This is a genomic window from Pseudoalteromonas sp. T1lg23B, from assembly GCF_002964665.1.
Lineage (GTDB): Bacteria > Pseudomonadota > Gammaproteobacteria > Enterobacterales > Alteromonadaceae > Pseudoalteromonas.
The window spans coordinates 1450514-1472934 of the sequence record NZ_PQBZ01000034.1; the positions used below are offsets into that span (position 1 = coordinate 1450514).

The following is a 22421-nucleotide window of genomic DNA, read 5'->3' on the forward strand; positions in this document are numbered from 1 at the left end:
CACCATAACTGCACCGGTTTTAAGGTCTGATATTGGATAAAATAACATGCACAGTCAGTGATTTTTTTGTTATTTTATTCAATCTCTTTGCTACACTAGAATGTAGTTCATACCGTTCGACTCTTTTTCGCGCCAAATAAAGCCAATTTGAGTGACTTGTGCGCCCTAAGTTGCTTTATGAGTTGCCAAAAGTATAGCGAATTAGTATTTGGTAACAGGCTGAGTTAAGGCTGATAATGACAAAGCAGGCATCAAAAACAAGTATAAGGAAAGTTTTAATTAGTGCGGTAATGCTCGTTACAGCTCTATGCCTGTCTCTATCTATTTCTATTTCTACTTACTTAGATATCAAAGAACAACGGCAGTTGATCATCAATAAACTCGATATGATCGCTGAGATTATTTCATTTAACGCACAAATAACACTGATTTTTGAGGACAGAAAAACAGAAGAAAAACGTTTAAAGTCGTTTAAGAAAGTCGAACTCGTTAAGAATATTCACATATATGACATCGATGATGTAACCAATAAGCCGGTATTTTTTACCAGCTACAATGCTTCAAAAACCCCACCTGTACCACTAAAGGTTAATAGCATTGAGCAACTTCAAGAGCCTAGAATAACCGAAGACTATATTGAGCTTATCAAGCCGGTGATTTATGAAGATAAAATCGAAGGCTATGTTTATATTCGCGGTGGTTTAGAGCGTTTAAATGAGTATATTAATACTAAGATATTAGTCGATATTACTTTGACTTTGTTTGTGTTGCTACTGGTTCTACTGGTTGCTAGAGGTATTCAAAGACGCATCGCCCGACCAATAGAAGAGCTTTCAATTTTGCTGCAAGATGTATCAAAAAATCACAATTACAGCACCCGAGCTTCAAGCAGTCACATCGAAGAAATCAATATATTAGCAAGCAGTTTAAACGTGATGTTAACTCGAACCCAGAATCAATTAGAGAGACATCAAGCAGACAAGTTAGAAATAAAAAAATTAAACCAAAGCCTAGAAGAAAAAGTCAACCAACGAACTATTGCACTGCGCGAAGCAAACCAAGAACTGCTAAATACATTAGAGCGTATGCACCAGTATCAGAACCAAATTGTCGAAAACGAGAAAATGGCGTCTTTGGGGCAGATGGTAGCGGGTGTCGCACATGAAGTTAATACCCCTATTGGCTTAGGGGTCACAGGCTCAACTCTGTTACGAGATAAACTGGCAGACATCAAAATCGCCTTTGAACAAAAGCACCTCACCTCCAAACAGCTGGAACGTTTCATTAGTGATGGCATTGAAAACCTCGATTTAATCTATAGAAATTTAAACCGAGCAGCAGACCTAATTTCTAGTTTCAAACGCGTTGCTGTGAGTCAAGACTTGGAATTAAGCTCCGATGTTAATCTAGCAACTCTGTTAGATAATATTATTAAGGCAATGAAGCCTGACTTAGTGAGCAAGAACCCCACGATTAATGTAGATTGCCAAGAAGATTTGGTCATTAGTAGTAAGGCAGGTCCCCTACAACAAATATTTGAACAACTGATATCCAACTCGTTGCTACATGGCTTTAGTAGCGCTGAGGGCAATGTCATCGACATAAAAATAGCCAAAGACCAAAACCAGTTGACTATCGAATACAGTGATAATGGTAGCGGTGTATCCAGTTCCATCAAAAAACGTATCTTTGATCCATTTGTGACTACGCGACGCGGTGAAGGCGGTAGTGGGTTAGGTATGCATTTAGTATACAACCTCATTACCCAAGCTTTACACGGTAACATCTCGCTTGATGAAAGTTATAAAACAGGCGCTAGATTTATTCTCACTCTTCCGTTAGGTGAGGTGAACTAATGCGCTTGCTGATATCGATTTTATTAATAATTCCATTTTTATCTAGTGCAAAATCACCTGATCAGGTGCGTTCGGCGTTTTTGTATCAGATGGCAAAATTTATTGAATTCCCTAATCAGCAAACAAAAATGTCTACCCGATTTTGTTTTCTAAATATAGATAACGGGCCGGGGTTAATTCTGGCGGGAAACCGTAGTTTAAAAATTAGAAACTTGCCAATAGAAATAATACAAATTAAAAAGCCGACCAATTTAGGGGAACTTTCTCAGCAGTGTGATATCACATACATTGATGAAAGTAATGAAGATGATATACTTACCGCTTGGACCGATACAACCCCGCTTGATACGGTGTTTGTGGGGGAGAGCATAGACTTTCTCGAAGGTGGCGGAGTCGCATCTTTGGTCCAAGAAGGGAGTAAAATACGGCTGTATATTAATAAGCAACAAGTTTCGCAACATAATTTTAAAGTGTTATCAAGACTGCTTGCAGTTTCTAAGTTTCATCCTAATTAATTTTACTTGTTAACAATTAGATATACTCCTATAATCGTAAATATTCGGTTTTATTAGATAGTACCGAATTTCATGTAAATAATATATTCCGAAAAGGTTAATTAATAATGCAAACGCCAGTCATTCTGATTGTAGAGGATGAAGACGTAACTCGCCTGAACCTCGTTAGTTTATTTGAAGCGGAAGGTTACAAAGTAATTGAAGCCATAGATGGCGATGACATGCATGACAAACTGACAGCGCATGACGACGTCAACCTTGTTGTTATGGACATCAATCTTCCGGGTAAAAACGGCCTGATTCTCGCTCGTGAATTACGTCAAAAGAGAAACATTGGCCTAATTTTCTTAACAGGCCGTGACAACGATGTCGATCGTATTCTTGGCTTAGAAATTGGTGCTGATGACTATATCACAAAACCATTTAACCCTCGTGAGCTGACTATTCGTGCACGTAACCTGATTTCAAGAACAGGGTCTTCTAATGAAGAGTCTTCTCTTGACAGCAATGGTGTTATTACGTTCAACGGATGGGAGCTAGACGAGAATAGTCGTTGTCTAACCTCTCCAGCAGGTGAAGCTAAGCGCTTACCTAAAGGTGAATACCGTGCATTACGTTTAATGCTCGACTCACCAGGTCGCATTTTCAGTCGCGAACAGTTAATTAAACATATGACTGGCCGTGAGCTGCGTGCCAATGACCGTACTGTAGATGTAACAATTCGTCGTATCAGAAAACACTTTGAAAGCGACAGTAATACTTCTGAACTGATCAGCACCATTCATGGTGAAGGCTATCGCTTTATTGGAAAGATTGATAGCTAATAGAACATTGGTTTCAGGGAGTTTTGCAATTATTGAGTAAGGGGCGTAACAGCCCCTTATTTTTATGCTTCGTTTCGGTTCAACGCCAACTTTTCTATCACTTGCTCTAACAACGATTGTCCTAACTCAATTTTATCTTCTAGTTGCTCGATCCACATGCTCAGCACGTCCGCGTCGACTTGCTCTGCGTCCAGCTCCATTTTCTTAGCATGTAACTGCACTTGATTTAACCCAACAGAGCCCGCTGCACCTTTTAATTTATGCGCAACAGATGCGTATTCATCAATATCTTGGTTATCGAGCGCTTGGCGTAGTTCAGTACAATATTTAGGGTTAAGTGTTTTAAATAATCGTGCACTGCGTTTGAATGCATCAACCCCCATTGAGTCCATAAAATCTGTAATGGTTTCAATATCGAGTTCATGCTGTTGCTGTTCGCTAAAAGTGACTTTCCCTGAGTGCTCTTTGGCGCTGTTTTGTTTAGCATCAATACCAAACAAGTCCGCTAGCATTCGATCTAAACGCGTTGTATTGATAGGTTTTGCTAGCGCTCCTTGTATGCTTATACCTTCTAGCTCTTGCTCGGCGCTACGAACATTCGCTGTTAATGCAACAATAGGAAGGTCATCGTAATGGCTATCAGCACGTATTTCCTTAGCAACTTGGTCTCCGTTAATGTCAGGCAACTGCATATCCAGCAAAATCAGGTCCAAGTCATCTTCTGTCGCTACCAAAGACAAGGCGTCTTCACCAGTTTCTGCCCAAATAACTTCATGACCACGCTGTTCTAAGAGGTTAGTAGCAATTTCAGCGTTAAGCGGTACATCTTCAACAAGGAGAATATAGAGACTTCTACCTGCGTAGCTTTGTTGTTTGGGAGCACTACACAGGGTCAATGGAATATCTACATCAAAACGACTTCCCTGCCCTTCTATGCTGCTGACTCTAATTTGGCCTTTCATCGCTAATACCAGTGCTTTAGTAACCGCCAAACCAATGCCTGAGCCAATCGCATTCGCTCCTGTTAAATCTGGTGCTTTGTAATACATGTCAAAAATACGTTCTTGTTGATCACTTGGGATCCCCAAACCTGTATCTATAACACTAATTGTTAGCCATGGCCCCGTTTCTCTGTTTTCACGTCGACACTCTAGTGTTACGCCACCCTTGTGCGTAAATTTAACCGCGTTATTGATAAGGTTCCATAACACTTGCCGCAAACGCGTAGGGTCAAGTAACGCATAGACATCCAACATACCCGAACGATTAATCGTGAAATCGAGCCCCTTTTGATCAGCTATCAAGCCTGCAAAATTAACGACATCGTTTATAAAATCAGATACATTGATACTATCGGTTGCTATGTCTAGCTGCTCCCTATCAATCTTATCTAAATCTATAATATCGTTAAAAATATTACCAAGCGTTTCAGCGCTCGAAAATATGGTATTACACCAGCTCTTTTGCTGCTGAGACAACTCGGTATCCAGTAACATACGTGTTAAGCCAACAATTCCATTTAATGGGGTGCGTAACTCATGGCTTAATGTAGCGATAAACTTACCTTTATCCTTATAGGCAGTTTCAAGGGCTTGCTCTGCTTCTTTACGACTGGTGATGTCACGACCAAACGCCAGTAAACCAATGTATTGTCCATCATCATTTATAAAAGGCAACTTGCGCATTTCGAACCAACGATTTTCGTCATTAACTGGATACTCAACATCCAAGGTAATTGGCTTATGAGTTGTCGAAACTTCCGTATCGGTTCGCAATACTTCAGGCAGAAAGCTTTGTGGATAAATTTGTTCAACAGAGCGGCCTATCAACTCTTCACTGGGTTTACCTATCACCAGCTCAAACATCTTATTACAACCCGCAAATACGCCATTTTCATCTCGGTAATAGAATAAGTCAGGTGAGGAGTCGACGATGGAGCGTAACAACATGCCTTGTTGCGCAAGTTCTTGCTGTGTTTTCTTGCGCTCGGCTATTTCTTTACGAAGTTCTTCAATCGCTCGATGCTTTGCATGTAACGCCATTTTACGTTCATCGATCTCATTGTTTAAGCGATTGATATTGTCTTTTAGGGTTTGGTTGAGTAGTTTTTCTTGTTTGGTTGCGGATTCAAGATAGCTTTTTGAGTCTTCCAATTGTCTCATTGCATGGATCAATATTGAGATCAGCACCGGTGATGTAACAGCTGAAAAAAACATGACCGCCAAAACATCGACAATTTTTATCTCGCCTAATGCAACGTAATAAAACATACAGGACAAGATCAACGCTATCAATAAGATGAATATATAGCACAAAAAGCTCGCAGGCTTTGCACCATATTTATTAACTAAGTTAGCTAACACGCGGGCCCAAGGGCCAAAAGAAGAATCTATCATAGTCACCATATACCCCATTCACCCGCACATTATACGCAAGCGACACCAAGATGCGAACTATCCTTTTTGTTAAAATCTGTGCAATATGAACTGTAATATCTTTTGCACAATTTCATTTTTTCTACCGCTTAAGAGCAATTCTTATAGGGGCAACCCGTTCGATTATAGTGTAATATGCACGCTTTTAATCGTCGTGACTATGAGGGTTTAGATGCAAACCATAATGCCAGATATTGCAGATACCGCCGAAGCCTTGCAAACCGGCACCTTAAATTGGGTCGGTATGGGTAATATCGAACTACCTTTATTATTTGCTAGCAAAGGATTAAACGATATCACTGTCACTGCTAAAGCTGATGCATTTGTAAACTTACAAAACGAGCAAGCAAAAGGCATTCATATGTCTCGCTTATTCTTAGCTTTAGATACCTTATCTTGTGAACAGACTTTAACACCTAAGACTTTGAAGCAAGTACTGGATAGTTTTGTGAATAGCCATCAAGGGTTGAGCAACGCTGCAAAAGTCGTACTGACTTTTGAGTTGCCTTTGCGTCGCACATCTTTGCTTAGTCAAAAGCAGGGCTGGAAAAGCTACCCTGTAACCATTACTGGCACATTACAGGATGGCGTATTTCAATTAGAGCTCGCTGTTGATGTGACCTATTCATCTACCTGCCCATGTTCAGCGGCACTGGCTAGACAGTTGATCCAGCAAGCATTCAGCGAACAGTTTTCACAACAATCGCTTAGCTTTGATCAAGTTCACCAATGGCTTGGTAGCACAGAAGGGATCGTTGCAACGCCTCATTCACAGCGTAGTATCGCAAATATAAAGGTAAAATTAGCGACAGAAAGTCAAGAGTTTGACATTCTCGCCGTGATCAATAGCGTCGAACATGAATTGAAAACACCTGTTCAAGCTGCTGTTAAAAGAGAAGATGAACAAGAGTTTGCGCGCCTTAATGGTCAAAACTTGATGTTCTGTGAAGATGCCGCCAGAAAGCTAAAAGCATTATTTGAAGCGTCTCATTATCTGGACTATTACATCAAGATTAATCACTATGAGTCTTTGCATGCACACGATGCAGTGGCATACGCAGTTAAAGGCTTACCTCACGGCTATCAAGTTTAAAAGAATAAATACATAAAACACTCCTAAACAGGCACGACATTTGCTTATTAACTGTAAATTGTCAAATTGTCGTTGTGGAGTGTTTTATGGAATTTGCTTTATTATCAATATTAGCACTTGTAGTTGTTGCTTCTGTCGTTGCTGCGAAGTATACCGATGCAGGTGGTAATCCTTACCCATTTAATAAAAAAGATTCTGTTTTTAGCACCGTTGAAGCTTCTTTTCTAACTTTGCTGGAAAGAGCCGTAGGTGATCGTTTTAAGATTGTGAGTCGAGTTAAGTTAATTGACTTAATCGAGTGTAAACCTGGCCTTTCTGATAAAGCACGTCGTGCAGCACTGATCAAAGCGAAAAATAAGCAGCTTGATTATGTTCTGGTTGATAAAGATACTCTTAAAATTATGGCCGCGGTGGACTTGGTCAACAACGCTAATAAAGGCGGACACAAAGCACAACGCGACTGGTTTGTCAGTGGCGCGTTAGAATCAGCAGGCATTCCTCATATTCGTATGAAGGTCAAAGCAGGTTATAAATCTTCTGAAGTGCGCAGTGCCATCTTGTTCAAACTGGGCAAAAATGCTCAAACACCTAAGCCACTTCGTAACCGAACAGAAAAGCCAGCGGTGTTATCACCTTCACAGGCGAAAGCACAATCAACCCAATTGGCTGAAATATAAAGCTTCAAACACATTTCAAAAGCGAGCCTCGGGCTCGCTTTTTCATATCCTAGATTGACGATGAAATTCGCATTTGTAGCGCGCTCAGGTATACTATGACGCAAATTTTTTGAGGAATATTTATCATGAATATCGGTATTATTGGCGCGATGGAGCCTGAAGTTGCAATCCTAAGAGAAGCCATTCAAAACAAACAGCAAATGAGCAAAGGTGGCTTCACTTTTTACACAGGTGATCTTGCTGGCCACACTGTGACATTGGTGCAATCAGGCATTGGTAAGGTTGCGGCCACTGTTGCTACTACGCTTCTGATTGACAATTTCAAACCTGATTGTGTTATCAATACTGGTTCTGCGGGTGGTTTTGAGCCTAGTCTAAACGTGGGCGATGTGGTTATCTCCGATGAAGTTAAACACCACGATGTTGACGTAACGGCATTCGGCTATGAAATGGGTCAGGTTCCGCAAATGCCAGCTGGATTCAAAGCACACCCTGCTCTTATTGAAGCCGCTAAGCAAAGTGTGGCGAGCCTTACTGATACTCAAACCATGACAGGTTTGATCTGTACTGGTGACTCATTCATGTGTGATCCGGTACGAATTGACAAAGCACGCGCTGACTTCCCAACTATGCTTGCAGTAGAAATGGAAGGAGCTGCGATTGCACAAGCATGTCATGTGCTGGATACACCATTTGTGGTGATCCGCTCTTTGTCTGATATCGCGGGTAAAGAATCACCACAGTCATTCGAAGAATATCTTGAGGTTGCCTCAATTAACTCTTCAAAGCTGGTGACAGCTTTACTTGAAAAGTTAACTAACGTCACGCTTTAAGATGATGCTAGAACTCATGCAAGCCCATCAGGGCTTGCTGATATTCGCTCTTTCGCTCAGTGCAGCGCACCTGTTACCACTGCAACGAAGTTATCACCCCAATACCATTTTATTGTTGGTTTTTAGAGGTATTGCTCAAAGAACCTACCAAAGCCATGCTTCAACTAGTTACCTTGCTTTGAGTGGCACGCTCGCATTCGTACTGCCAATCCTCACCATTATTGTGTTGTGCTTTTTACTGGCCCAGTTTGCCTATTACCCAAACTGGCTGGGGGGTTTAGTACTGTATTTATGCTTAGATACCAGTATCAACACGCGAGCCAAGCGCATTGCAACCTTGCTTAAGCAGGGCCAAAAGTCTACCGCGAGGCAACTTTTGCAAGGCGTCGTAGCACGCGATGTTTCTCAACTGTCAAAGGTCGGGATCGCTAAAGCCTGTATTGATAGCACCAGCCTGCGTACAGTGAGGCACTACTATGTGATCATCATATTCTATCTATTGCTTGGTCCCATTGCGGCGTTAAGTTACAAGCTATTGCTACTATGCGATCACGCTTGGCGTGACACTATCAAACCAAATAGCCGATTTCTCGCGCCATTAAAACACACGATTTATTACGCCGAGTGGCTACCGCTCAGAGCCTTTATCTTGCTGATGGCACTCACCCTTAATGGTAAAAAAGTCGCGCACTACATCAAACATTATGCAAGGTACTTTTACCAACGAAATAGCGGTTGGGTTTTAGCCTTATTTGCTGCCAATTTGAAAGTTCAATTGGGTGGCCCCTGTTTTTATCTAGAACAACGCTTTGAAAAAATGCGCCTCGGAATTGAACGTCACCCAGAACCCGAAGACATAGATGCATTACTTGGCTTATTAAAACGTATTCAAACCTTCTTTTTATTGTTGATTGCGCTGTCATGGCTAGCGTATACATTGTACGGTGCAGCCCTAGCGTTTTAACACAAAACTTTCTCGCTAGAATAAAAAAGGCCAGCGAATGGCTGGCCTGATTATGAAATATGATAAGTGCTTAGTTAACAGTCACTTTAGCAAACTTACGTTTACCCACTTGGTAGATAGCGGTACTACCTTTTTCAATCAGAAGTTTGCTGTCGGTTATCTTATCTTCGCCATTGAGCTTGACCGCACCTTGTTTGATCATACGCATCGCCTCTGACGTACTTGCCACCAAACCCGCTTCTTTTAGCAGGTTAGTTACAAAAGTCGCTGGCTCGTCAATCGAAATGCTCACTTGCGGGATATCATCTGGCAAAGCATTTTTTTGGAAGCGTTTGATAAAGTCTTGGTGCGCCGCTTCAGCATCTTCAACGCTGTGGAAACGCGCAATCATCTCTTTTGCGAACTCAATCTTAATATCTCTTGGGTTACGACCATCCGCAACCTGTGCTTTTAAGCCAGCAATTTCTTCCAACGATAAGGCGCTTAGTAATTCGTAATAACGCCACATCAACTCATCAGAAATAGACATCACTTTACCAAACATATCATTTGGCGCGTCAGTAATACCGATATAGTTGCCCAAAGATTTTGACATCTTCTGCACGCCGTCTGTGCCTTCAAGTAATGGCATCATTAACACAGTTTGCGGTGTTTGCCCTTCCTCTTTTTGCAGCTCACGACCCATCAATAAGTTGAAGCGTTGGTCAGTACCACCAAGCTCAACATCCGCCTCTAACGCGACCGAATCCCAACCCTGTACTAAAGGATATAAGAATTCATGAATCGCAATTGGCTGACCACCTGAATAACGCTTTTTAAAATCATCACGTTCAAGCATACGAGCAACAGTTTGGCGCGCTGCAAGTTTGATCATGCCCGCACTGCCTAGTTTTTCCATCCAAGTTGAATTGAACGCAACGGTCGTTTTAGCGGGGTCTAGAATCTTAAAAACTTGTTCTTTATAGGTTTCTGCGTTTGCTAATACATCTTCTTTGGTAAGCGGTTTACGGGTAACACTTTTGCCCGTTGGGTCACCTATCATGCCGGTAAAATCACCAATTAAGAAAATGACCTCATGACCTAAGTCTTGAAATGTCTTTAGCTTATTAATGAGAACAGTGTGACCTAAATGCAAATCAGGCGCAGTTGGATCAAAACCCGCTTTGATCTTTAGTTTTTTACCTGACTTAAGCTTTTCTTTTAAGTCGTCTTCAATAAGAATTTCTTCTGCACCACGTTTTATCTCGGCAAATGCAGTTTCTAAGTCCACCATTCATCGCTCCAAATATTCAGTTTATCGCCCGATTCTAGCCTATATTTGCATGAGTTTAAATGCACAAAATACTGGTATTGCCGCTTTATTGCGTATATCCTGCAATATTATCAACAAAATTTCTTGACAGCAGAAAAGGCGCGTTATGGTTCACGTGGTGTATAAGCTCCCTAAAAAACACAAACTGCTTATTATTGGTCTCATCTCCCTAATGTTGATTGTTGCTCTATGGCCTTCAGAAAAAGCAACGGCTTCCAAAGATCATGATAAAAAAGCACTCGAAGTCGGAAAGCGTTATGAGCTACCTGTAAAGGTCAGCGAAGTAACCGAACAGCTTACTGAGCTTAACTCTGCTGATGCGCCGGTTAACACCAAGAAAGTAGAATATACCTACACTGATCATGAAGTTAAGTCAGGTGATAGCCTAGCGGTTATTTTTAAGCGTGCTGGCTTTTCTGCACAAACCCTACACCAGATAGTTAACACCAACGAAGAAACTCGTAAGTTAACTAAGATTCATCCGGGTGAAGTGTTAAGTTTTGCAACAGACAACAATGGTCAATTAGCGCAGCTTAAGTATGTGTTATCAAAAACTGATACCTTATTCGTCACCCTTAATGATGAAGGTCAGTACGAAACCGCCATCCAAAGTAAAGAAATTGAAACTGTGGCGAAATCTGCAGGCGGTGAGATCACCTCAAGTTTTTGGACTGCGGGTATTACATCAGGGTTGTCTGAGCGTCAGATCATGAATTTTGCTGATATCTTTGGCTGGGATGTAGACTTTGCCAACGATATTAGAAAAGGCGATGAGTTTTCTATCATCTTCGAATCACATTTTGTAGATGGCGAAGAAATTGGCACAGGCAAAATCATTGCAGCTGAGTTCATCAACCAAGGTGAGCGCTACAGCGCCATACGTCATAGCGATGGTAACTTCTATACACCTGAAGGCCGCAGCATGAAAAAAGCCTTCCTTCGTGCGCCAGTTAACTTTAAATATATTAGCTCAAGCTTTAACCCTCGTCGTAAGCACCCTGTCACAGGCAGAGTTTCTGCTCACAGAGGTATTGACTACGCGGCTCGCACCGGTACCCCTGTAGTATCATCAGGTGATGGTAAAGTCATTAAATCAGGCCGTAACAACTTAAACGGTAACTACGTATTTATTGAGCATGGAAACAAGTACGTTACTAAATACCTACACCTTAACAAACGCATGGTAAAAACGGGTCAGAAAGTAAAACAGGGCCAGAAAATTGGTACAGTGGGCGCGACAGGCCGTGTAACGGGTGCGCACTTACACTATGAATTCTTGGTAAACGGCGTACACCGTAATCCAAAAACAGTTGAGCTGCCAAAGTCACAGCCATTACCGGCAGCTGAGATGGCTGCATTTAAACCAATTGCCAAAGAGATGTTAGCCAAGCTTGAGCGTAACAGAACGCTACAGCTAGCATTGAACAAATAAGCACTTCGATGCACTACAAAAGGCCTCAATTGAGGCCTTTTTTGTTGCACTTAGATAAATGCTACTCAAAGCGTGTTTGGCTAAGCCATCGTAAATCTGTAAGGCAAATATTCGCAGTAACCGCTTTTTACTCATGTTGGATGGCGCTGCTTCGCACCTTCTCCAATCTACTGGCGAATTGTCTTTCATCTAACTTGTGGTTAAGGTAGACGTTAACGGCTAAGGATAAAAACACTTAGCTGTGATGGTGAACCATATTTTAGCAAAGCGTTATCAACCCTTTGTGGATTTTATACCGTAGCGCATTATTTCAAAGACAGGAAAGAAAAATGAGTGATAGTTGGGACGATTACGCGGGTGAGTGGGATACTAATTCCGATGTCATCAACTACAGTGAAAAGGCATTTGATTCACTGTGTGAATTTATGGATCTCAAAGGTTTGCGTGTTTTAGACTTTGGCTGTGGAACGGGGCTACTCACTGAAAAAATCGTGCATGTTGCTTCGTCGGTCGTTGCGGTTGATGCTTCAGCGAAAATGATTGAAGTCTTCCAGCGTAAAAATATACATAATGTAGAGTCACTAGCCTGCGAAATCTCAAAAGACTCTATCAATAACCATGCTATTTTTGAGCCCCGCTTCGATTTAATTGTGGCATCATCAGTATGTGCATTTGTGCCTGATTATGAGAACACCTTATCCACACTTAAGCTGCTTTTAAAAGACGGTGGTACATTTATCCAGTGGGATTGGAAACGGAGCAATTCAGAAGATGATTTTGGTTTTACCAATGAAATCATTACCAATACCTATGCGAATGTCGGCCTTTCAGTTGTACGTGTTTGTGAGGCATTTTCGCTGACAAGTGACAAAGGCGAGATGCAAGTATTGATGGGCATTGCAAACAATGTCGAACAGACCGCTGTTACAGGCTAATTTCGCGCAGCCTAAATAACAAAAAGTGGAGAAATGATGCAGTTTGCTAAAGCGTTTCAATATAAAAAATGGGCAAATACTGAGCTACTTAATCTTGGCGAACAACAATTCTCACAACTTCCAGAAAGTGATGGTGCATTTTTCATTAGGATCTTAAATCATACCACGGTGGTTGATAGCCTTTTTATTAGCCGAATTTTAGGTGAACCTGAAAAATATAGTGCAGATAACACTGTCGAGACACCAATATTATCAGAGCTACGCGAGACAATGGCTCAAAATGACGCTTGGCTAGTGGATTATGCGCAGTCAGTCTCCGAGGAAGAGCTAAACAGAGTTATTTCTTTTAAGTTTGTCGATGGTGATGCAGGGCAACTTTCGGTCGCAGAGATATTACTCCACTTACTCACGCATGGGAGTAACCACAGAGGGATGGCCTCTAAAACACTGGCGCAAAATAACCTTGTTCGCCCAAAAGACACCTTTACGCGATACCTGCACCAAGTCGAGCCTTCAAGAAGGACTAGAATATAACTCGCGGGCTGCTTTATCAGCTAAGCTCAAAAGGAAAACAAAAAAGCCCGCTACAGCGGGCTTTTTGACAACTTGTCAGGCTTACTTAGCCATGAAGTCAACACCCTCTTGGATGTCTTTATTTAATGTTTCAAGCATGTCTTCTTTAGCTTTTTGCTCAAAAGCGCTCAGCTCGCCGTAAGACAGGATTTCTTCAACACCGTTCTTACCAAGACGTACTGGGTGAGCAAAGTAAGGTGCATCACCATTTTCAACCGCAACATAAGCGTAATCAACAACATTGCTCTCGCCTTGTAAGCCTTTTACAAGTGAGAAACAAAAACGTGCCGCAGCAGCACCCATTGAAAGTGTCGCAGAACCGCCACCCGCTTTAGCATTAACGACTTCAGTACCTGCGTTTTGGATACGTGGTGTAAGCGCAGCAACTTCTTCATCAGTGAACGTTACACCTTCAACCTGAGAAAGTAGAGGTAGAATCGTTGTACCTGAGTGACCACCAATAACTGGTACTTTCACTTCTGATACATCAACACCTTTTAGCTCAGCAACAAATGCTTCTGAACGAATCACGTCAAGTGTTGTTACACCGAATACGCGCGATGCTTCATAAGTACCCGCTTTTTTGAATACTTCAGCAACGATTGGAACCGTGCCGTTTACTGGGTTTGTGATAACACCAACGAGTGCTTTAGGACAGTTTTTAACAATACCTTCAGCCAAAGTTTTGATGATACCCGCGTTTACGTTGAATAAGTCCGCACGGTCCATACCAGGCTTACGAGGCATACCCGCTGGGATAAGTACGATATCAGCGTCAACTAACGCAGCGTCTAAATCATCAGCACCAAAACCTGCAACTTTAACTGCAGTTGGAATGTGAGAAAGGTCAACCGCTACACCAGGAACAACTGGTGCAACATCGTATAGTGCTAGCTCAGAGCCTGCAGGCAAGCCATTTTTTAGTAAAAGCGATAAAGCTTGACCGATACCGCCAGCGGCACCTAATACAGCAACTTTCATGTGAATTCTCCATAATTTGAAGGTGGAATTGAATGAGCTGTAAAGATAATGAAAAGCGTCGCTAAAGACAAATTAATCCGAGTTATTTTCATGATTTTTTCGACTATAGTTGTAAAGCTTTTGGCACTTTGCCCTTTACGCATGGCTGTATACAATCTCAACAATGCGATCAGCGCATATTTCATTGTGAAAATTTGGGTAACACTGCAGTTTTGTGTAAAATCCCAAGACCGCTTTAGAAGAAATGAAACATTATGCAACCACAAGAAAAGCAAGAAGCCTTGATTAAAGCCTTTAAGGCTCTATTAAAAGAAGAAAACTTCGGTTCCCAAGGCGAGATTGTCGACGCCTTAAAAGACCAAGGCTTTGATAATGTTAGCCAAAGTAAAGTATCTCGCATGCTGAGTAAATTTGGTGCGGTCCGCACACGTAATGCTAAACAAGAAATGGTGTACTGTTTGCCCGCTGAGATGGGCGTACCTACCGCAAAAAGCCCTTTACGTCAGCTTGTTATTGATATTATGCATAACGAAATGATGATCATCATCCGTACCAGCCCAGGGGCGGCACAACTGATTGCGAGACTACTTGACTCTTTAGGCACTGCTGATGGCGTGCTAGGTACGATAGCGGGTGATGACACGATTTTTATCGCCCCTGCTAAAATATCTGAAATCGATGAAACACTCGACCGTGTGAAAACACTGTTTGATAACGTTTAGTCATGATTTAAAAGCTGTGACCACCACAGCTTTTACTGCTCACACAGCTTGGCCATTTCATTCAAAAACTGAATAGACGGCGCAAAGAAAGCGGCTCCCATATCGGCTTGGCTGTAATCCAATAACGGGTCATAACACTGTGCATTACCTAGCCTAGATGTTAAAATTTGCTCAAACCCCGAGCCGTTGCCAGAACAACTTAACCACAAACTTCCCTGCTCAAACACATCACCAAACGGCATACTTTGATCAAGGACCAAAGCCAGTCCATCTTCACCTTTTAACTCAGTCAAAGTCGCATGGCTATCAGGTTGTACAGGCTCCAGCAAAATATTATCTAGCCGCGTACGACCCATTAGCTGCTCTTGTTCTTCCAGAGGTAAACGTTGCCAAGCATCAATATCAAACTTCACCCGCATCACATGAATATAACTTCCCTGATCATCGCGACTTTGAGGGCTATTAACCAAGGCCACCTGACGCTTAAAACGGCCATGTGGCGCATGACCACCGTATACAAAGCCGTTAAAATCTCTACCATCTAAAAAACGAAAACCACGAACATGGGCCACCAGCTCCACACTTGGTGCCAACATATGCAGCACACTTTGCGCAAATAGGTGGTTCACATCTTCTCGGTCCGAGCGGATAACATAAAGTAAATCAAATGGCTGTGAATGCACCACATGTTCAGAGCTGGTCACGTTAGGAAAGCTCTTCAATTGCTCAGGTATGAACTCCGGATAGATATGCGGCCAGTATTGAGCTCCAATCGCAACAAAGCTCGAAACCATAGACTCTGAGAATCTGTCACTCAATTCATTTTGTAACCGTTCGCAGTTAGCTAGCGCAGCACGGACGACCTCATCTTGGCCCTCCAGTACATTGAAAAATAAATGCAGCCCATGTAGGTTTGCCTCAGCACAGACCCCAGATTGTGCTTGCGCCATGCTTTTTCCTTTTGTTCATCTAGTGTTAAGAAAAGAAATTTACCGCATGTGCTTTAATTTTTAAAGAGACAGGTTGATTTGTATCTAATAATTGCTCTGCGGGTGCCGGAACTTCAAGTTGTTGATCAGCTACCTTTATATGATAGACGTATTCTGTGCCAATGAACCGTTGTTGTAATATTTCGACCTCTCCTTGCGGCGCATTGACCAATTCAATATGCTGTGGGCGTACATAAATTTGCCCTTGTTGTTCAGACTCGGACAGAGCGATTGATGAGCTCACCTCACCAAACCGAGTGGTCACACTTTGTCCGTTGTAACGGGTCGCATCGAGATAGATACCGCGTCCCAAAAATTCAGCAACAGCTTTGGTTTTTGGCTTTTGAAACAGAGATTTGGCACTATCCAATTGCGCAATTCTGCCTTCATGCATAATCGCGAGTTTATCTGCAAAGGCAAACGCTTCATCCTTTGAGTGACTCACAAAAATAGCCGAAACTTGTTGGTCTTTAATGATGCTACGAATGTCATTGATTAACTGGAAGCGCACTTGCGTATCGATATTTGAAAATGGCTCATCCAACAGTAATAAATTCGGGCGATAAGCAAGTGCCCTTGCAATCGCAACACGCTGTTGTTGGCCACCCGACAGCTCGTGCGGATAACGCTTTTCTAACCCTTCTAAACGCACCAACTCCATCATTTGGGCCACTCGACTATGTCGTTCAGGTTTGCTTAATTTAGATAAACCAAAGGCAACATTCTGTGCCACATTGAGATGAGGAAAAAGCGCATAGTCTTGAAACATCATGCCGATATTACGATGTTGAGGCGCAACAAAAAGTTGCTTATGGCTCATACATTGGCCATTAATAGCGATACGCCCTTGTTGCGGCTTAATAAGCCCCGCGATTGCTTTTAAGGTGGTTGTTTTACCGCATCCGCTCGCGCCCAGCAAACACACAATTTCATTGTGCGCCACATTCAGATCTAACTGAGAAATCACAGCTTGCTGTTGATATTGATACGATACCTTTTCTAATACAAGACTACTCATGAGCGGTGTTGTTCCATTGAACGATTAACGATATACAGCGGTACCAAACCCACTAATACAATAAATAAGGCTGAAATTGAGGCCAGTTCCAATTGCTCATCACTCACATATTGAAACACATGAGTTGCGAGCGTTTCATAATTAAATGGCCTCAACAATAAAGCAGCAGGCAACTCTTTCATACACTCGATGAAAACCAGTAAGGCTGCTGTAAGTATGCCGCGACGCAATAGCGGAAAATGCACCAAACTCAATGTTTGTAGCAAATTCTTACCCATACTTTGGCTTGCCATATCAAGCGATGGACTGATACGCACATAACTGGATTCAACCGCGCCGTGTGCAATGGCATAAAAGCGTACTATATAAGCGAAGATCATGGCAAAAATACTGCCACTGAGCAGCAGGCCAGGCTCGAAGCTTGTATTTGCGAACCACTGATTCAACTTATCATCTAACAGTGTAAGAGGAAGCAGTACGGCAATTGCCAAAACAGTCCCCGGCAGTGCATACCCAGTACTTGCAAATCGACCGGGCACAGTTTTACTGACATTAGTGCCTATGCGCTGGTAAAACACCACCAACAAGCTGAGCAATACCGCCACAGCACTGACCCAAATTGCGATTTGCAAACTTTGCCATGCATAAACAAAAAACTCACTGCTCCAAGCTTGTTCAAAATAATCAATGGCATAGCCAACTAATATGGTAACAGGTAAAACAAACGCAATGAGTAAGATGATGGCACAATATGCCGTTGCTAACCATGCTCGCTTGCCAGTTAGGCAATACAGCGCTTCTTCATTCATACTTACCTGACGTTCATGAACGGTGTTACTTTTTCTACTAAAGCGCTCTAACAGTAATGAAATAAACAAAAACAGCAGCATGATCCCTGAAATTTTCGCCGCAGCCGTTAACGAATAATATCCCAACCAAGTGTCATATACAGCCGTCGTTAAAGTACTCACTGCAAAATAGTGGACCGTAGCAAAATCAGCCATGGTTTCCATACTGATCAACGCCAGCGCCGCCACCACAGCACCGCGCGCAAGTGGTAAGCTCACTTTGAAAAAACTCTGTATAGGATTGAGCCCCATCAATTGACTGGCCTGAACTAATTTAAAAGACTGCTCTCGTAATGCTGTTTTAAAAATCAAGTATAAGTATGGATACAACACCAGCGCTATCATCACAATAGCGCCTGGCAAGGTGCGAATATCAAAAAACCAGTAATCTGCAGGCGACTGCCAACCAAACCAGTTCCGCAGTGTTACTTGCACGGGACCTGCATAGTCGAGTAAGTCTGTGTAAATATAGGCGATAATATACGTCGGCATCGCTAGAGGTAGCATCATAGCCCATTCAAAAAAACGTCGCCCAGGAAACTGGCAATATGCGGCAAGCCATCCCAAAGGCAGTGCAATAATACAACTTAATGCGATCACACCTAAGATAAGCAATACGGTATTACTGATGTAATCCCACAGGACGGTATCCCACAGGTGAGAAAACACCTCCGAGTCACCTTGTAATGATTCAAAAATTAAAAACGCCAATGGGGTCGATAAGCACACGCCTATCGACCAAGCAATGACTTGCCACCTAGACAAACATTAACCCCTTGTTTTACAGATCGAACTTAACTTCATCAATCAGTCTAAGTGCAACTGGACGATATTTTGCAATCTCGGATAACGCCAAAGCGTCCTCTTTAAATGTGCCCCATGACTCAACGAGCGGAGATAATTTAACACCCGGTTTTACTGGATATTCCATATTAACCGAAGCATACATGCTTTGCGCTTCATCGCTGGTCATAAACTCGATAAGTTTTAGTGCATTGGCAGCGTTTTTTGCGTATTTGGTCATGACCACACCCGAAACATTCAGATGTGAACCACGGTTTTCTTGATTAGGAAAGTTGATAAATACAGAATCCGCCCAAGCCTTTTGTTTTTCATCCGTCAGCATTTTTCCGAAGTAGTAACTATTACCCAGCGCTAAATCACATAACCCTTCTTTAACTGCTTTTACTTGAGCCCTATCGTTGCCCTGTGGCTTACGCGCTAAGTTAGCTTTTACATCAAGCAACCACTGCTTAGTATATGCTTCACCATGGTGTGCGACCATAGAAGCAACTAAGCCCAGATTGTATGGATGCTTACCTGAACGCGTACAGATTTTACCGCGATATTTAGGATCTGCTAACGATTCGTATGTGAGCGACTTTAACTCACCCAAACGCTCTTTAGATGAATACACATTACGTACACGTTTGGTCAATGCAACCCAATCGCCTTGTGGGTCTCGAAATGCAGCAGGAATACTTTCAGAAACTAATTTACTTTCTATTGGTTGGGTTAAACCCAGCTCTTCTAGTTGGATCAATGCACTAAAATTCGACGTTAGCACCAGATCCGCTCGGCTATGCTGGCCTTCTCGCTTTACACGTTCAATTAACCCCTTTTTAGCAAAAACCACATTGGTTTTAATACCCGTTTGTGCCGTGAATTTATCTAAAATAGGTTGGATCAGAAAAGGTTGGCGAAAAGAGTAAATATTCACTTCTTCATCAGCCATAACTGGCGTGCATACTAACGTGGTAAAAAGAACAGCGAGCAGTCGCTTCATAATCAAGCTCCAATATAATGTTTATTCTTATTCAGGCAATTCTAACCTGTATCGAAGTATTGTACACCCGTTCAGCCCGACTATTCACCTGCATCACGCTGAACGATTGCGGCCAGATTGGAATTTACATGTGAGATATATCTCACTGAGTACTAGGCGATCAAGGAAGCGGCTGTTGTTTATATCACCAAAAAACCCATAACATACTGATAAATATAAGACTTTATAGTTTATTGGTAATTAAGTCTAAATTTAATAAGCGATAGCTACCTAGAGTCCAAAGCTGAATCACTTATACTTAATAACAAGTTCAGGAGAACGTCAGTTGATTAGCAAGCTGAATGCTCGGGTTGGATACCCAGCTTACTAGGAAGGTAGGCATAATGGAAGAAACACGATGGATGCGTGTAGTGTCGAATTGATGTGAACAGGAAGTTCCCGTCGTTGCAGTGAAGCAAAAAGGACCCGCTACAGGAGTGGCGTTGAGAGGTAACAAGCTTCTCATTTGGAAATTGGAAGTCCGAGGATTAAGTTAGCAGGATTAGAGCCATTGGCTCATAACAGGGACTCAAAAGGACGTTGGTCAAGGACATACAGCAGGAAGCTGTTATCAATGGAAGGAACGCATGGAGCACAAGGAAGATGAGGACATTAGCAGGATGCTAGATTTCGCAGAAACATAACGCCAAGCGAAACCAAGGAACTGGACGAAATTAGGAGTTGAAAATTTCAACATAGCAGGACGCTATAAAAGATTCCGTCAGCGCGACTCATTGAGTCGCGCTTCTTTGTTTCTGGGCCTTAATATTTCGTTCTTTAAGCGCTTTCCAATTGACTTTGAGCGCTAATCACACCTTCGGTAATAAATAAAAGCGCTGGCTAAGTATATTTACGGTGTAAGTTTTTAGCCCTTTTGGCGTTTTCCCTTTAGGTAAGCATCTCGAAAGTCAATAAAATGCTCGGTGAGTAAGTTCGCTGCCTCAACTTCACCATTTTGCTCCAACACCACACAGGCGACCTCTGCGGTACCAAGTTGATGCGCATGAGGTGCCACACGTAGCTTATAATCAGACAAAGATTGAGGGGAAATAGACAGTACGGGCATCCCTTCTAGATACGGGCTTTTACGAAACATTTTTTTGGCTTCGCGCCAAGTGCCATCCAAAAAGATATATAAAGGTGTTTTATTGGCCTCTCGTACCACATGTTCAATGACTCGCTCAGCTTCTACATTGTCAGCAGGAAACACCACCACAGGTTGATATTTAGGATCAGCTAACAAGGCTAACAAGGCTGGGTCCGGCTCTGTTCTATCCCACCTAAAAGCATGATTGTCAGGAATAATATCCGCAATTAAGCGACCTGTATTTGATGGCTTGAAGCTTTCGTTATGGTACATTAGCAAGCACACTGCGCTATGGCAGTTGTGTGCTACACGAATGCCGCTGCATATACACAAACTTTGTGCTAATAAGCAAGTTTCACAACGACTTAGTTTTGAACCTCTGGCCTTATATTCACGTTTTGCCGCGGCTATTTGCTGTTGGCGTAAAGCCAATACAGAATTGTTCACTGAACACCCTCATGTAGATTGGGCGCGTATTGTAATCAAATTCACATATAAAAGCAGTAGGAGATAAGATGAATATTACCAACTCAGAACGCTTGAGCTATCGCCTCATGGACGCAAATGACGCACCATTGCTATTTGAACTCGATCAAGACCCAGCTGTGATGAAATACATCAATGGCGGTACTCCCAATTCTATGGAAGACATCGAGAACATCTTCATTCCCCGTCTAAACGCTTTTAGTAATCCAGAACAAGGCTGGGGTCTATGGCAAGTAAACGTGTCCGAGACACAACAATTTATCGGTTGGGTCTTAGTACGCCCCATGGGATTCTTTAATGGTGAGCGTGATGATAGTGATTTAGAACTAGGTTGGCGTTTTAAGCAATGCACTTGGGGTAAAGGCTATGCCACTGAAGCCGCTTCACATATTGCACAAGCACTGAGCTCTAACCCAGAGATTGACTCATTCTCAGCGACAGCGCTTGCTGATAACGAAGCTTCAATCAACATAATGAAAAAACTGGGTATGTCTTTTGTTAAAGAATACATCCATCGTGACCCACTCGGTGATATGGAAGCTGTGCTATATCGGAAAAACTTAGGCTAAGATTAACTTATTCACCGTCGGCCGCTACTAATAATGGATAAAAATATGAATACGCCCATTAACTCAGATCGTATTAAAGCGATGTTAAATAATGATAACGCGCAACGTTATAAATACTTAATCAAAGAAGTCACCCAAAGTGAACAGATTTGGATTTTGACCGATGAACATGGCTGTGTGATGCTCAACAGTGATAGCGAAGACTGTGTGCCTATTTGGCCCAACAAGGAATTTGCCGAATTATGGGCAACGGGTGATTGGAAAGATTGTGAACCTCAGGCCATTAGCCTCAAAAAGTGGCATGCAAAATGGACCGATGGACTGGCCGACGATGAGCTATCAATTGCGGTATTTCCGCTCCCAGATCAGGAAGGTTTAATTGTTGACCCAGATGAATTTGATTTCGAGTTAGAACAATTTAGAAAACGGCTATAGACAATGTCGTGA

At 42.3% G+C, this 22421-nt stretch carries 21 protein-coding genes; 13 read left to right on the forward strand and 8 right to left on the reverse strand.

Going from position 1 to position 22421, the window contains the following annotated elements; all coding sequences use genetic code 11:
- Positions 1 to 236: 236 nt before the first annotated feature.
- From C2M32_RS15080 to arcA, 3 genes are all read left to right on the forward strand, one after another.
- Entirely contained in the window at positions 237 to 1856 is a 1620-nt protein-coding gene (locus tag C2M32_RS15080; RefSeq protein ID WP_105169127.1) for an ATP-binding protein, read from the forward strand.
- Positions 1856 to 2371 carry a YfiR family protein gene (locus tag C2M32_RS15085; RefSeq protein ID WP_105169128.1) on the forward strand — a complete coding sequence of 172 codons (516 nt, stop codon included), beginning with the start codon at positions 1856 to 1858 and terminating at the stop codon, positions 2369 to 2371. The genes C2M32_RS15080 and C2M32_RS15085 overlap by 1 nt, the downstream gene beginning before the upstream one ends.
- Before the next feature lie 107 nt (positions 2372 to 2478).
- Positions 2479 to 3195: a two-component system response regulator ArcA gene (arcA, locus tag C2M32_RS15090; protein ID WP_105169129.1), complete on the forward strand. Its 717-nt coding sequence runs from the start codon at positions 2479 to 2481 to the stop codon at positions 3193 to 3195.
- A gap of 62 nt (positions 3196 to 3257) precedes the next feature.
- On the opposite strand, the gene arcB is transcribed toward arcA, so the two are convergent.
- A complete protein-coding gene (gene arcB, locus C2M32_RS15095) occupies positions 3258 to 5591 on the reverse strand; it encodes an aerobic respiration two-component sensor histidine kinase ArcB (protein WP_105169318.1) in 2334 nt (777 codons plus the stop codon).
- 211 nt (positions 5592 to 5802) lie between these two features.
- Between arcB and folE2 the strand changes: the two genes are divergently transcribed.
- The 4 genes from folE2 (at position 5803) to C2M32_RS15115 (ending at position 9197) form a co-directional block, all read left to right on the forward strand.
- Positions 5803 to 6723 (forward strand): GTP cyclohydrolase FolE2, encoded by a 921-nt coding sequence (gene folE2, locus C2M32_RS15100; RefSeq protein ID WP_105169130.1) that lies wholly within the window; start codon positions 5803 to 5805, stop codon positions 6721 to 6723.
- 86 nt (positions 6724 to 6809) lie between these two features.
- Positions 6810 to 7400 carry a DUF2726 domain-containing protein gene (locus tag C2M32_RS15105; protein ID WP_105169131.1) on the forward strand — a complete coding sequence of 197 codons (591 nt, stop codon included), beginning with the start codon at positions 6810 to 6812 and terminating at the stop codon, positions 7398 to 7400.
- A 125-nt stretch (positions 7401 to 7525) separates the two neighbouring features.
- Entirely contained in the window at positions 7526 to 8233 is a 708-nt protein-coding gene (gene mtnN / locus C2M32_RS15110) for a 5'-methylthioadenosine/S-adenosylhomocysteine nucleosidase (protein WP_105169132.1), read from the forward strand.
- Between the two features lies 1 nt (position 8234).
- On the forward strand, positions 8235 to 9197 hold the full coding sequence (locus C2M32_RS15115) for a cobalamin biosynthesis protein CobD/CbiB (protein WP_105169133.1): 963 nt from the start codon (positions 8235 to 8237) through the stop codon (positions 9195 to 9197).
- A gap of 70 nt (positions 9198 to 9267) precedes the next feature.
- Here C2M32_RS15115 and tyrS read toward each other — a convergent pair whose 3' ends face one another.
- Positions 9268 to 10467, reverse strand: coding sequence for a tyrosine--tRNA ligase (gene tyrS, locus C2M32_RS15120; RefSeq protein WP_105169319.1), 1200 nt, complete (start codon positions 10465 to 10467; stop codon positions 9268 to 9270).
- Between the two features lie 148 nt (positions 10468 to 10615).
- On the opposite strand from tyrS, the gene C2M32_RS15125 reads away from it, so the two are divergent.
- The 3 genes from C2M32_RS15125 to C2M32_RS15135 all read left to right on the forward strand — a co-directional run bounded on the left by C2M32_RS15125 (position 10616) and on the right by C2M32_RS15135 (position 13410).
- Positions 10616 to 11941: a peptidoglycan DD-metalloendopeptidase family protein gene (locus C2M32_RS15125; RefSeq protein WP_105169134.1), complete on the forward strand. Its 1326-nt coding sequence runs from the start codon at positions 10616 to 10618 to the stop codon at positions 11939 to 11941.
- Positions 11942 to 12270: 329 nt separating this feature from the next.
- A complete protein-coding gene (locus C2M32_RS15130; RefSeq protein WP_105169135.1) occupies positions 12271 to 12876 on the forward strand; it encodes a class I SAM-dependent DNA methyltransferase in 606 nt (201 codons plus the stop codon).
- A 33-nt stretch (positions 12877 to 12909) separates the two neighbouring features.
- The gene (locus C2M32_RS15135; protein WP_199886162.1) at positions 12910 to 13410 is read left to right on the forward strand and encodes a DinB family protein; all 501 of its coding nucleotides are present in this window, start codon (positions 12910 to 12912) and stop codon (positions 13408 to 13410) included.
- A gap of 81 nt (positions 13411 to 13491) precedes the next feature.
- On the opposite strand, the gene mdh is transcribed toward C2M32_RS15135, so the two are convergent.
- Entirely contained in the window at positions 13492 to 14430 is a 939-nt protein-coding gene (mdh, locus tag C2M32_RS15140) for a malate dehydrogenase (RefSeq protein WP_105169137.1), read from the reverse strand.
- Between the two features lie 254 nt (positions 14431 to 14684).
- Here mdh and argR point away from each other — a divergent pair, with 254 nt between their 5' ends.
- Positions 14685 to 15152 (forward strand): transcriptional regulator ArgR, encoded by a 468-nt coding sequence (gene argR / locus C2M32_RS15145; protein ID WP_070985708.1) that lies wholly within the window; start codon positions 14685 to 14687, stop codon positions 15150 to 15152.
- Between the two features lie 32 nt (positions 15153 to 15184).
- On the opposite strand, the gene C2M32_RS15150 is transcribed toward argR, so the two are convergent.
- The 5 genes from C2M32_RS15150 to C2M32_RS15170 form a co-directional block, all read right to left on the reverse strand.
- Positions 15185 to 16102 carry a Dyp-type peroxidase gene (locus tag C2M32_RS15150; RefSeq protein ID WP_105169138.1) on the reverse strand — a complete coding sequence of 306 codons (918 nt, stop codon included), beginning with the start codon at positions 16100 to 16102 and terminating at the stop codon, positions 15185 to 15187.
- A gap of 25 nt (positions 16103 to 16127) precedes the next feature.
- Positions 16128 to 17159, reverse strand: a complete 1032-nt coding sequence (locus tag C2M32_RS15155; RefSeq protein WP_105169139.1) for an ABC transporter ATP-binding protein — start codon at positions 17157 to 17159, stop codon at positions 16128 to 16130.
- Positions 17156 to 18772, reverse strand: coding sequence for an ABC transporter permease (locus C2M32_RS15160; protein ID WP_105169140.1), 1617 nt, complete (start codon positions 18770 to 18772; stop codon positions 17156 to 17158). The genes C2M32_RS15155 and C2M32_RS15160 overlap by 4 nt, the downstream gene beginning before the upstream one ends.
- 16 nt (positions 18773 to 18788) lie before the next feature.
- A complete protein-coding gene (locus C2M32_RS15165; RefSeq protein ID WP_105169141.1) occupies positions 18789 to 19793 on the reverse strand; it encodes a Fe(3+) ABC transporter substrate-binding protein in 1005 nt (334 codons plus the stop codon).
- A gap of 904 nt (positions 19794 to 20697) precedes the next feature.
- Positions 20698 to 21366 carry a tRNA-uridine aminocarboxypropyltransferase gene (locus C2M32_RS15170; protein WP_105169142.1) on the reverse strand — a complete coding sequence of 223 codons (669 nt, stop codon included), beginning with the start codon at positions 21364 to 21366 and terminating at the stop codon, positions 20698 to 20700.
- Between the two features lie 68 nt (positions 21367 to 21434).
- On the opposite strand from C2M32_RS15170, the gene C2M32_RS15175 reads away from it, so the two are divergent.
- Both C2M32_RS15175 and C2M32_RS15180 read left to right on the forward strand, forming a co-directional pair.
- Positions 21435 to 21974 (forward strand): GNAT family N-acetyltransferase, encoded by a 540-nt coding sequence (locus C2M32_RS15175; protein ID WP_105169143.1) that lies wholly within the window; start codon positions 21435 to 21437, stop codon positions 21972 to 21974.
- A gap of 45 nt (positions 21975 to 22019) precedes the next feature.
- Positions 22020 to 22409, forward strand: coding sequence for a DUF2750 domain-containing protein (locus tag C2M32_RS15180; RefSeq protein WP_105169144.1), 390 nt, complete (start codon positions 22020 to 22022; stop codon positions 22407 to 22409).
- The last annotated feature ends 12 nt before the right edge of the window (positions 22410 to 22421 follow it).